The organism is Enterobacter sp. CRENT-193 (assembly GCF_002787395.1).
Classification (GTDB): Bacteria; Pseudomonadota; Gammaproteobacteria; order Enterobacterales; family Enterobacteriaceae; genus Enterobacter; species Enterobacter hormaechei_C.
In genome coordinates, this window is sequence record NZ_CP024812.1 from 1081925 (window position 1) to 1094352 (window position 12428).

10 protein-coding genes are annotated in these 12428 nt (G+C 50.3%); 6 read left to right on the plus strand and 4 right to left on the minus strand.

Annotation, left to right across the window (positions count from 1 at the left end):
• Positions 1 to 40 precede the first annotated feature (40 nt).
• The gene (locus CU081_RS05255) at positions 41 to 1867 is read left to right on the plus strand and encodes an AAA family ATPase (RefSeq protein ID WP_001239419.1); all 1827 of its coding nucleotides are present in this window, start codon (positions 41 to 43) and stop codon (positions 1865 to 1867) included.
• Between the two features lie 168 nt (positions 1868 to 2035).
• On the opposite strand, the gene copM is transcribed toward CU081_RS05255, so the two are convergent.
• From copM to silR, 4 genes are all read right to left on the minus strand, one after another.
• Positions 2036 to 2386, minus strand: coding sequence for a CopM family metallochaperone (gene copM, locus CU081_RS05260; protein ID WP_058647310.1), 351 nt, complete (start codon positions 2384 to 2386; stop codon positions 2036 to 2038).
• 147 nt (positions 2387 to 2533) lie between these two features.
• Positions 2534 to 2965 carry a silver-binding protein SilE gene (gene silE, locus CU081_RS05265; protein WP_000790485.1) on the minus strand — a complete coding sequence of 144 codons (432 nt, stop codon included), beginning with the start codon at positions 2963 to 2965 and terminating at the stop codon, positions 2534 to 2536.
• Between the two features lie 244 nt (positions 2966 to 3209).
• Positions 3210 to 4691: a copper/silver sensor histidine kinase SilS gene (gene silS, locus CU081_RS05270; protein ID WP_000555736.1), complete on the minus strand. Its 1482-nt coding sequence runs from the start codon at positions 4689 to 4691 to the stop codon at positions 3210 to 3212.
• Positions 4684 to 5364: a copper/silver response regulator transcription factor SilR gene (gene silR / locus CU081_RS05275; protein ID WP_000697968.1), complete on the minus strand. Its 681-nt coding sequence runs from the start codon at positions 5362 to 5364 to the stop codon at positions 4684 to 4686. The genes silS and silR overlap by 8 nt, the downstream gene beginning before the upstream one ends.
• 189 nt (positions 5365 to 5553) lie before the next feature.
• Between silR and silC the strand changes: the two genes are divergently transcribed.
• From silC to CU081_RS05300, 5 genes are all read left to right on the plus strand, one after another.
• Positions 5554 to 6939, plus strand: a complete 1386-nt coding sequence (gene silC / locus CU081_RS05280; protein WP_000475506.1) for a Cu(+)/Ag(+) efflux RND transporter outer membrane channel SilC — start codon at positions 5554 to 5556, stop codon at positions 6937 to 6939.
• A 27-nt stretch (positions 6940 to 6966) separates the two neighbouring features.
• The gene (cusF, locus tag CU081_RS05285; RefSeq protein WP_001246155.1) at positions 6967 to 7320 is read left to right on the plus strand and encodes a cation efflux system protein CusF; all 354 of its coding nucleotides are present in this window, start codon (positions 6967 to 6969) and stop codon (positions 7318 to 7320) included.
• A gap of 113 nt (positions 7321 to 7433) precedes the next feature.
• Positions 7434 to 8726, plus strand: coding sequence for a Cu(+)/Ag(+) efflux RND transporter periplasmic adaptor subunit SilB (silB, locus tag CU081_RS05290; RefSeq protein WP_000157620.1), 1293 nt, complete (start codon positions 7434 to 7436; stop codon positions 8724 to 8726).
• 10 nt (positions 8727 to 8736) lie between these two features.
• On the plus strand, positions 8737 to 11883 hold the full coding sequence (silA, locus tag CU081_RS05295; protein WP_000574029.1) for a Cu(+)/Ag(+) efflux RND transporter permease subunit SilA: 3147 nt from the start codon (positions 8737 to 8739) through the stop codon (positions 11881 to 11883).
• A gap of 86 nt (positions 11884 to 11969) precedes the next feature.
• Entirely contained in the window at positions 11970 to 12410 is a 441-nt protein-coding gene (locus tag CU081_RS05300; RefSeq protein WP_000758225.1) for a DUF411 domain-containing protein, read from the plus strand.
• Positions 12411 to 12428 lie beyond the last annotated feature (18 nt).

Sequence of the window (12428 nt, forward strand, 5' to 3'; positions counted from 1 at the left end):
CAGGTTGCAGCAAAACGCTTTCTTACACACAGGACTTCATATGCGGCTCAGAAAATTAAAACTGAAAAACTTCAGAGGCTACAGAAACTCTACTGAAATCATTATTGATGAAAGCATGACGGGTATTGTCGGTCGTAATGACTTTGGGAAATCAACGCTTCTGGAAGCGCTGGCTATTTTTTTTGAAACAGAAGGAATGAAGGCTGACAAGAATGACATGAACTGTTTCAGCCTAAGAGAAGGGGACGGCCGTTTTGAAATAGCCTGTGAATTTGATGACCTGCCCGATTTTATCATGATCGACGACAGGGTGCAGACCACGCTCGCCTCAGAACATCTGCTGAATGAGGACGGCAATTTTGAAATCGTCAAAACGTTTAAAGCAACGACCTCAGGAAAACCGGAGCAGACCTGCATCCGCTGCATCCACCCGGATGAGGAGCCCCTGAGAAATTTACTGGGCATGAAAATTTCTGAGCTCAAGGCGGTGGGAAAAGAAGTTGAAAAAAATGTGGCGGATAAACGCACTGCATCGTTATGGCGTCAGGCCATCAGGGAAGCCGCAGCCCCCTATACCTGTTCGGAAATTATGCTGGATGTCGATAAAGAGTTCGGAACCGACACAAAATCATTATGGGGTAAGATCCTCGATTTGCTGCCCACGTATGCGATTTTCAAAGCCGACAGGGAAAGCAGCGACGGGGATTCCGAAGCTAAAAACCCCTTACAGCAGGCCGTAAAAGACGCTCAGGCTGCGCTGCAGGACAAAATTACAGCGCTGGAAAATGAGATTCAGGACAGCGTCCTGGATGTCGCACAGAGAACGCTGGATAAATTACGTGAAATGGCCCCCGAACTCGCCAGTGAACTGACTCCACGATTTAAGGAGAAACCCAAGTGGACCTTCAATTTCACCCTGGACGGGGAAAATGGCATCCCCATCAATAAGCGCGGCAGCGGGATAAGGAGGCTTATCCTGTTGAATTTTTTTCGGGCTGAGGCTGAAAAGAATGTCGCGGGGACGCCCAGAAATGTGATTTATGCCATAGAGGAGCCTGAAACGTCACAGCATCCGAACTATCAGATGATGCTGATGAAAGCGTTACTGGCACTGGCAGGCCAGCCGCACCGTCAGATTATCGTCACCACCCATGTCCCGGCGCTGGCCGGATTAATCCCTGTCGAAGGCGTACGTTATGTTACCCGAAATGAGGCGGGTGAACCCGTAGTAAAAATGCCGGATGACGCAGTGCTGAAGGAAGCCACTGAAAGCCTGGGGGTGCTGCCAGAGACCGGTATGGAAAGGGCGCAGGGGATTGTTCTGGTAGAGGGAAAGTCGGATGTTACTTTCCTGAGGCATGCGGCCAGTTCATTAAAACAGTCAGGTGCGCTGCCAGCCTCTCTGGAGGACGTGAAAATAGTGCCAGTCCTCATAGGAGGGTGTGGTAGCGTCAAACACTGGGTTACATTGAATCTGGCCAAAGATCTGGGGCTTCCCTGGTGCGTATTTCTGGACTCCGATATTGGGGGAGACCCTGCACAGGTTCTGTCCATCCAGAAGCGTAAAAAAGAAGTAGAGGAGGCCGGTAAGGTATTTTTCGCTACGCGCAAACGTGAGATAGAAAACTATCTGTGCCCGGATCTTATCGAGGAAATTACTGGTGTAGCCGTCACGTTTACGGACACCTGTGACGCTAAAAAAATAATCGGCCGGGCTGTGGGAATGAAACCCGATAATGTACTAGATAAATTCTGGCCTCAGATGACATCAGAAAGAATCATCTCAAGATCAACCTATCATGACGGAACGCAGGAGAGAAGCGAGCTGGTTGAGATCCTGAGCGACATTGTATCCATGACGAGATAATGTATTAAATAAGCATCTCAGGTGCATATATTCCGGTCCTCAACAAAGGACCGGAGTACAGAGTAGTAAAAACCCGAAATTAATCGGGTTTGAATTATATAAAGATTAACCGACTCCCGCGCCCAGGAACGATGTAAAATCACGCTTGTCGTGACATTTCTACAATGTTTACTTTTGACTATCAAGCCATTTATTCATCTGCTCAATTTCACCTTTTTGAGCTTTAATGATGTCCTGCGCGAGCTTTCTCATTTTCGGATCTTTTCCGTATTTGAGCTCGGTCTCAGCCATTGCTATTGCCCCTTCATGGTGCGCTACCATGCCTTTCGCAAAAGCCTTGTCGGGATCGGACTCATTTACGGCAGCCATCATTTTGTCATGCATGTCTTTCATGCCAGCCATATATTCCTGTGACGAAGCCGAGGTAGACATATCAGTCATTTTCACTTCTGAATGTTCTGCTGAAATCGCTGGCAGGGATAACATTAATACTGCAAATAAAGTGTTTCTGGCTTTCATAAAAAATATCCTTTTAGCGTTGATGCCCGTTAACTGTAGCAGAATCTGATAAAAATGCCCCCTGTAGGGGGCAAAGATGTTGCCATATATCCGGTTACGGAAAAATCTATCAAGGAAATAAGGACAGCACAGATACTTCCCTCGCCGTCAGCCTGCACTGAGCATGCGACGATGCGCTTCGGCCATGGCCTGATGTGGGCCAGACTGACCGTTATTCATAAATTCATGGGCAACTGCAGCTCTTTCATGCTCATTCATTGCCGCTAATGACTTCGACGGCCCGGTAGGGGAAACGGTCTGACTTCCCATCATCCTCTGATGACTTTCCACCATTTTCTGGTGCGCATCCGCCGACCCGTTCGTCATGGTTTCATGAGCAATAATGGCCTGTTCATGCTGGTCCATACCGGCCATACGAGGTGCAGTCCCCTGGATCCCGACAGGAGCCGCAGCAGACTGCATCTGGTGAGCAGGTGCCTGTGCATTGTTGACCCGCTCATGGATATTCACGGTTTCAGTGGCCCAGGCCGAAGAAATTAAGCCAAAGCCCAGCAAGGATGCTAATACGATATTTTTCATGATAACTCTCCATTTCTTAATTAGTGATGTCCGGGGGAGTACAACCGGTGTTTTCAGTTCCATAACTGAAACAGGTTCGGAAGTGTTTATTTCTCCGGGAGGGGACTGGATATTCATTTCCTGGCGTCCACTGACGCCGGATATTGATAAAGCAATCCAGCCTTCCTGATAAGTTGCACTAATTATATCGAATGGCTTCTGTTTGCTGCATGACAGGCTAATGACATCTTTGTCATTTAAATCTTTATTCCCAGCACTGGGTGTCCGGAATCATTTTCTCCAGTCTGGGCACGGATAAGATAAAACGCGTTGAGTGTACGTCCGATTCCACCTGCACTCTTCCGTGATGTGCTTCCACGATTGACTTCACAATCGCAAGGCCGATGCCGCTGCCTTCTCCTTTTCGTTGTCTGGACGGATCCACCCGATAAAAACGGTCAAACAACCTTGATAAATGCTCTTCAGGGATTGGTTTCCCCGGATTTTCAATCACAAGGTCAAAAAAGCTCTCCTGCTCTCTTATTGAGACGGTGATTGCCTGTCCCTCCGGGGTATAACGCAGGGCATTGGATAACAGATTATTGATCGCCCTTCTGAACATTTGTGGATCTCCCTCAACCAGGCAGGGCATCCCGTTAAATTTGAGCGTGATATTGCGTTCTTCGGCCCAGGCTTCGAAAAACTCGAAGACTTTCATGACTTCCGCTCTGAGGTCAAACATGACCCTGTCAGGTATCAGCTGATTATTATCTGCCTGTGCCAGGAACAGCATATCGCTGACCATTTTGGTCATCCGGTTATACTCTTCAAGACTGGAATAGAGGACATCCTCAAGTTCCCTCTGTGTTCGATCCTGACTCAGTGCGATTTCAGTCTGCGTCACCAGATTGGTGATGGGCGTTCTGATCTCATGCGCGATATCGGCAGAGAAATTGGCCTGGCGGGTAAAGACATCCTCAATCTTTCCAATCATATGATTGAACGAGATAACCAGTTGCTCCAGCTCAATGGGAACGCGTGTCGGTTCCAGTCGCGCATCAAGATTCTCGGAGGTGATGTTTTTAATGGCATTGCTGACATTACGAAGGGGCAGGTGCCCCTGACGGACAGCGATTCGAATGATCAGAACAATCAACAGGCTTATCACGACGGCAATCGCAATCAGGTTCTTTTTCAGCGCATCGAGGTAATGGAGATGGAAATTAATGGATAGGCCAGTCAGCATGACATAGTTCTGCTGTTTGCCCTGAAATATCGCCTGACCAGAGGAGGCGATAATCCTGTATGTTTCCATCTTCATTTCGGACCCGGTATCCATCGGTCCCGCAGGATCCTCCACCGTCCAGAGAAAGACATCCCGTGCGCGGCTGTGCTCGCTAAAATCTGCTGAATTCACTGCCGGGCGTAGTGCCGCCCCCTGAGCTGAGCTAAAGAGCACTTCCCCCCTGGGATTGAGGAGCAAAAGGGCAACGTTGCGGTAGCTGGCAATTGATTCCTTTATTTTGCTTATTTTTTTATCATCCGGATCCACCGGGGACTGCAGTATACGGTTCAGTGTGGTGCTGATTTGTTGAAGATCGCTGACATCCTGCTCGGCAAAATGATTTTCAACAGAATGCAGCATAAACCAGGTGAATGCGATAAAAGCCAGTATCGTGGACAGGCTGATAAAAAAGGTCAGCCGCAGAGCGAGTGAGAAAGGGCGTCTGGAAGGTTTGCTATGCATCCGGGACCTCCAGCATGTAGCCCACGCCCCGGACTGTCTGGATCAGCTTTGTCTCGTAATCGTTGTCTATTTTAGCGCGGAGTCGCTTTACTGCGACATCGATCGCATTAGTGTCGCTGTCAAAATTCATGTCCCAGACCTGAGAGGCAATCAGGGAGCGGGGAAGAACCTCTCCCTGATGGCGAATGAAGAATTCCAGCAGGCTGAACTCTTTACTGGTGAGCACAATGCGGTTTCCGGCGCGACTGACTTTTCTGGATACGAGATCAATCGAGAGGTCAGCCACCTTAAACTGGCTTTCCGTGATCATCGTGTTTCCCCGCCTCAGAAGGGTTCTCACCCGGGCGAGCAGTTCGGCAAACGCAAAGGGTTTAACCAGATAATCGTCCGCACCCAGTTCCAGTCCTTTGACCCTATGTTCGATCGTGCCGAGGGCTGTCAGCAGTAAGACCGGCATACCCTTTCCGGCAGTGCGCAGCATGCGGATGATATCCCAGCCGTTCACATCAGGTAGCATGATATCCAGAATGACTAAATCATACTCGGCTGTCATGGCGAGATGATATCCGGTAAGACCATTATCAGCGTGATCCACTACGAACCCTGCCTCTGTAAGCCCTTTGCTGAGATATTCACCTGTTTTAATTTCGTCTTCGACGATCAATATTTTCATCTTGCTCCCCGGCTGGCTGCTAATGTCATTCTATTGCGCCCACGATCGTTATCAACGGATTACAGCAAAAATGACAACATTGTCATTATCCTGTCACCCGGCAAACAGAGAGCGTTAGGTAAAGTACCCCTATCAATACTCTGGACTTCATTTGAACCATTTACCAGGTCTGCCTGGACGAGAAGCGTTATGTTCAAATTAAAATTACTCAGCATTAGCACGATATTCATCCTGGCAGGCTGCGTGTCGCTTGCGCCTGAATATCAGCGGCCCGCAGCACCGGTACCCCAGCAGTTTTCACTGTCCCATAACAGCCTGACGCCAGCGGTAAATGGCTATCAGGATACGGGCTGGCGTAACTTTTTTGTCGATCCCCAGGTTACCCGGTTGATCGGTGAAGCTCTGACTAATAACCGTGATTTGAGAATGGCTGCCCTGAAGGTTGAAGAGGCCCGAGCCCAGTTCAACGTCACGGATGCAGATCGTTATCCCCAGCTGAATGCCTCATCCGGGATAACATACAGCGGTGGTCTGAAAGGTGACAAGCCGACCACACAGGAGTACGACGCGAGACTGGAGCTCAGCTATGAGCTCGATTTTTTCGGCAAACTTAAGAACATGAGTGATGCTGATCGCCAGAACTACTTTGCCAGCGAAGAAGCCCGTCGGGCCGTACACATCCTGCTGGTATCCAACGTTTCACAAAGCTATTTCAGCCAGCAACTGGCGTACGAACAACTTCGTATTGCGCGGGAAACGCTGAAAAATTATCAACAGTCCTATGCTTTCGTTGAGCAGCAGCTCGTGACCGGGAGTACGAACGTTCTGGCACTTGAACAGGCGCGAGGACAAATCGAAAGTACCCGCGCCGAAATAGCCAAACGAGAAGGCGATCTGGCTCAGGCAAACAATGCCCTGCAACTGGTGCTGGGAACGTACCGCGCACTTCCGTCAGAAAAAGGGATGAAAGGCGGGGAGATAGCCCCAGTAAAATTGCCACCAAATCTGTCTTCACAAATTTTGCTGCAGCGACCGGATATTATGGAAGCGGAATATCAGCTGAAAGCGGCTGATGCCAATATTGGCGCAGCGCGAGCGGCCTTTTTCCCCTCAATTACCCTGACCAGTGGTCTTTCCGCAAGCAGTACGGAGCTGTCCAGCCTGTTTACGTCAGGAAGTGGAATGTGGAATTTTATCCCTAAAATTGAAATTCCTATATTTAATGCTGGCAGGAATAAAGCCAATCTGAAGCTGGCTGAAATTCGCCAGCAACAGTCGGTGGTTAATTACGAACAAAAAATTCAGTCAGCCTTTAAGGATGTTTCCGACACGCTTGCGCTGCGCGACAGCCTTAGCCAGCAACTTGAGTCACAGCAGCGTTATCTTGATTCACTTCAGATAACTCTCCAGCGTGCCAGAGGATTGTATGCAAGTGGTGCTGTCAGTTACATCGAAGTGCTGGATGCAGAACGTTCCCTCTTCGCTACCCAGCAAACCATTCTCGATCTTACCTATTCCCGGCAGGTTAACGAAATTAATCTGTTTACCGCGCTGGGTGGCGGTTGGGTAGAGTAAATTTATTTAATTAATCAGGAAATTAAAATGCGTAATTCACTTAAAGCCGTTTTATTTGGTGCCTTCTCTGTCATGTTTTCTGCCGGTCTTCATGCTGAAACACATCAGCATGGCGATATGAATACTGCCAGTGATGCTTCGGTACAGCAAGTTATCAAGGGCACCGGTGTCGTTAAAGACATTGATATGAATACTAAGAAAATCACCATTTCGCATGAAGCAATTCCAGCGGTGGGCTGGCCTGCAATGACCATGCGCTTTACTTTTGTTAATGCAGACGATGCTATTAATGCCCTGAAAACAGGCAACCATGTCGATTTCTCGTTTATTCAGCAGGGCAATATCTCCTTACTCAAAAGCATTAACGTGACGCAGTCCTGATTGGCTGTCCGGAGCGATTACATCCTGTGCGCCTGTACATTCACATAGGTATATGTGTGAGTTAACCGTCAGGCGCATATGCCAGGTGTTTTGATTTTTTAGCGGAAAATTGTATGGCTTCTTTAAAGATAAAATATGCTGCAATAATTATCAGCAGCCTCATAGCAGGGGGGCTGATATCGGTTACTGCCTGGCAGTATGTAAACTCAGCACAAAAGACAGAAAAAACAGAACAAAAGGCACCGGAACGAAAGGTGCTTTTCTGGTATGACCCAATGAAACCGGATACCAAATTTGATAAACCCGGAAAATCGCCCTTTATGGATATGGACCTGGTGCCAAAATATGCTGATGACAGTGGCGATAAAAGCAGTGGCGGGATCCGTATCGACCCAACCCAGGTTCAGAATCTGGGATTAAAAACGCAAAAAGTCACGCGAGGAATGCTGAATTATTCTCAGACAATCCCGGCTAATGTCAGCTATAACGAGTATCAGTTTGTTATTGTGCAGGCGCGTTCTGACGGGTTTGTCGAAAAAGTCTACCCCATGACGATTGGCGATCATGTGAAGAAGGGGACGCCACTTATCGATATTACCATTCCGGACTGGGTGGAAGCACAGAGTGAATTCCTTCTGTTATCCAGCACCGGTGGTACTTCCACGCAAATTAAAGGCGTTCTGGAACGGCTTCGCCTGGCAGGTATGCCGGAAGAGGATATTCAGAGACTGCGTTCTACCCGGAGCATTCAGACCCGTTTTACCATTAAAGCACCTATTGATGGTGTCATTACTGCATTTGACCTGCGCACCGGCATGAATATTTCGAAAGATAAGGTGGTGGCTCAGATTCAGGGAATGGACCCGGTCTGGATCAGCGCTGCAGTGCCAGAATCTATCGCCTATCTGCTGAAAGATACGTCGCAGTTTGAAATTTCGGTACCGGCTTATCCGGATAAAACATTCCATGTCGAAAAATGGAATATTCTTCCCAGCGTGGATCAGACAACCCGTACGCTTCAGGTCCGTCTCCAGGTTTCTAATAAGGATGAGTTTCTCAAGCCGGGCATGAATGCCTATCTGAAACTGAATACCAGAAGCCAGGAGATGCTGCTGATACCAAGCCAGGCCGTTATCGATACCGGCAAAGAACAGCGCGTGATTACTGTTGATGATGAAGGCAAGTTTGTGCCGAAACAGATCCACGTTCTGCATGAGTCACAGCAACAGTCCGGCATCGGCTCCGGCCTGAATGAAGGCGATACCGTGGTGGTCAGTGGCCTGTTCCTCATTGACTCTGAAGCCAATATTACGGGCGCACTGGAACGTATGCGCCACCCTGAAAAAACAGAAAGCAGTATGCCAGCAATGTCTGACCAGCCTGTAAATATGCATTCAGGGCACTGAGGAGACGACGATGATTGAATGGATTATCCGGCGCTCTGTCGCCAACCGTTTCCTGGTCATGATGGGGGCCCTGTTTCTCAGCATCTGGGGCACATGGACGATTATTAACACGCCTGTCGATGCCTTGCCTGACCTGTCAGATGTGCAGGTCATTATCAAAACCAGCTATCCCGGCCAGGCCCCGCAGATTGTAGAAAACCAGGTCACCTATCCACTTACCACCACCATGCTGTCCGTGCCTGGCGCAAAAACCGTGCGTGGTTTTTCACAGTTCGGTGATTCGTATGTGTATGTCATTTTTGAAGACGGCACCGATCTGTACTGGGCCCGTTCCCGCGTGCTGGAGTACCTGAACCAGGTACAGGGAAAACTGCCCGCCGGTGTGAGTTCTGAAATCGGTCCGGACGCCACGGGGGTGGGCTGGATATTTGAATATGCCCTTGTCGATCGCAGCGGAAAACACGACCTTTCAGAACTGCGTTCTCTGCAGGACTGGTTCCTGAAATTTGAGCTGAAAACCATCCCGAACGTGGCTGAGGTCGCTTCGGTTGGCGGCGTGGTGAAACAGTACCAGATTCAGGTCAATCCGGTAAAATTGTCTCAGTATGGTATCAGCCTGCCCGAAGTGAAACAGGCCCTTGAATCGTCTAACCAGGAGGCCGGTGGCTCATCCGTTGAAATGGCCGAAGCTGAGTATATGGTCCGTGCCAGCGGTTATCTTCAGAGCATTGATGATTTTAATAACATCGTCCTGAAAACAGGCGAGAACGGCGTGCCGGTTTATCTGCGGGATGTTGCCCGCGTGCAGACCGGGCCTGAAATGCGGCGTGGTATTGCCGAGCTGAACGGCCAGGGCGAAGTCGCTGGCGGCGTGGTGATCCTGCGGTCGGGTAAAAATGCACGCGACGTTATCACGGCAGTGAGGGATAAACTTGAGACGCTGAAGGCCAGCCTGCCGGAAGGCGTTGAAATCGTGACCACCTACGATCGCAGCCAGCTCATCGACCGGGCGATTGATAACCTCAGTTCCAAACTTCTGGAAGAGTTTATCGTGGTGGCCATCGTCTGTGCCCTGTTCCTGTGGCACGTACGTTCTGCCCTGGTGGCGATTATCTCTCTGCCGCTTGGTCTGTGTATCGCCTTTATCGTCATGCACTTCCAGGGACTGAACGCCAATATCATGTCGCTGGGAGGGATAGCGATTGCCGTCGGTGCGATGGTGGATGCCGCCATTGTGATGATTGAGAATGCGCATAAGCGGCTTGAGGAGTGGGATCATCAGCATCCGGGTGAGCAGATTGACAACGCCACCCGCTGGAAGGTGATTACCGATGCCTCCGTTGAAGTGGGACCCGCACTGTTTATCAGCCTGCTGATCATCACCCTGTCCTTTATTCCTATCTTTACCCTGGAAGGTCAGGAAGGACGTCTGTTTGGCCCGCTGGCATTCACGAAAACGTACTCCATGGCGGGCGCGGCCGCGCTGGCCATCATCGTCATTCCGATTCTGATGGGATTCTGGATCCGGGGGAAAATTCCTGCAGAGACCAGTAACCCCCTGAACCGGGTACTGATCAAAGCGTATCATCCATTGCTGTTGCGGGTTCTCCACTGGCCAAAAACAACCCTGTTGGTTGCGGCCTTGTCCATTTTCACCGTTATCTGGCCGCTGAGCCAGGTGGGCGGTGAGTTTCTGCCGAAGATTAACGAGGGCGACCTGTTGTATATGCCGTCGACCCTGCCGGGTGTCTCTCCGGCTGAAGCTGCAGCGCTCCTGCAGACGACGGACAAGTTAATCAAAAGCGTTCCTGAAGTGGCCTCTGTATTTGGCAAGACCGGTAAAGCAGAGACCGCCACGGATTCCGCACCGCTCGAAATGGTTGAAACCACGATCCAGCTCAAACCTGAGGATCAGTGGCGTCCAGGCATGACGATTGACAAGATTATTGAAGAACTCGACAGGACCGTCCGTTTACCGGGGCTGGCAAACCTCTGGGTGCCGCCAATCCGTAACCGTATTGATATGCTCTCAACCGGGATCAAAAGCCCGATAGGTATCAAGGTGTCCGGAACGGTTCTGTCCGATATCGATGCAACGGCGCAGAGTATCGAAGCGGTCGCCAAAACCGTACCCGGCGTAGTGTCTGCTCTCGCAGAGCGACTGGAAGGCGGGCGCTACATTGATGTGGATATCAACCGGGAAAAAGCCTCCCGCTACGGAATGACGGTGGGCGATGTGCAGCTGTTCATCTCATCAGCCATCGGCGGCGCGACGGTAGGGGAAACGGTTGAAGGCGTGGCCCGGTACCCGATTAATATCCGCTATCCGCAGGATTACCGGAACAGCCCGCAGGCCCTGAAACAGATGCCGATCCTGACCCCGATGAAGCAGCAGATCACGCTGGGCGATGTTGCGGATATTAAGGTCGTTTCCGGGCCGACTATGCTGAAAACGGAAAATGCCCGTCCAGCCAGCTGGATTTACATTGACGCGCGCGGCAGGGATATGGTGTCGGTGGTTAATGACATTAAAACGGCGATCAGTCAGAAAGTGAAACTGAGACCGGGTACCAGCGTGTCATTCTCCGGACAGTTTGAACTGCTTGAGCATGCCAACAAGAAACTGAAGCTGATGGTGCCGATGACGGTGATGATCATCTTCATCCTGTTGTATCTGGCATTCCGCCGGGTTGATGAAGCCCTGCTGATCCTGATGAGCCTGCCGTTCGCCCTGGTTGGCGGGATATGGTTCCTGTACTGGCAGGGCTTCCATATGTCTGTCGCAACCGGAACGGGGTTTATCGCTCTGGCCGGGGTGGCAGCAGAGTTTGGCGTGGTCATGCTGATGTATCTGCGTCATGCCATTGAAGCGCACCCGGAATTGTCCCGTAAAGAGACGTTCACACCGGAAGGCCTTGATGAAGCCCTCTATCATGGTGCCGTACTGCGTGTCCGGCCGAAAGCCATGACCGTGGCGGTGATCATTGCGGGTCTGCTGCCAATACTCTGGGGAACCGGTGCAGGTTCAGAAGTCATGAGCCGTATCGCGGCACCCATGATTGGTGGGATGATCACGGCTCCGCTGCTGTCCCTGTTCATTATTCCTGCCGCCTACAAATTAATCTGGCTGCGCAGACATAAAAAAAGCGTGTCCTGAACCTGAAAGGGCACCCCCTGTGGGTGTCCTTCTTTACTGATTCACCCTGACGTCAGGGTTTAAATCGATAATATACAGAGGTGAGTATGAAAAAAGTGGTTCTGATGGCGCTGGCTCTCGGCCTTTCACTGCCCGCGATGGCGAGTGAAAAAGTGATTGATATGTACAAATCTGAAAACTGTGGCTGTTGTTCCCTGTGGGGCAAGGCGATGGAAAAAGACGGGTTTGAAGTACGAACTCACGTCATGAATGATCAGGCGCTGTCAGCCCTGAAAGAAAAGCATGCTATTCCTGCAGGACTGCGAAGTTGTCATTCCGCGGTTGCCGGTAATTTGATCATTGAAGGCCATGTGCCTGCGACAACGATACATAAGGCAATGCAGTCTGGTTCAGGTATATACGGTCTCGCCACCCCCGGTATGCCAGCAGGAAGTCCTGGAATGGAGATGGGAGCCCGAAAAGAGGCTTACGATGTTATCGCATTCTCACCGGATGGAAGTAAAAAAGTCTTCCAGCGAATCGAATAGTCAGCGGAACGGCTGATA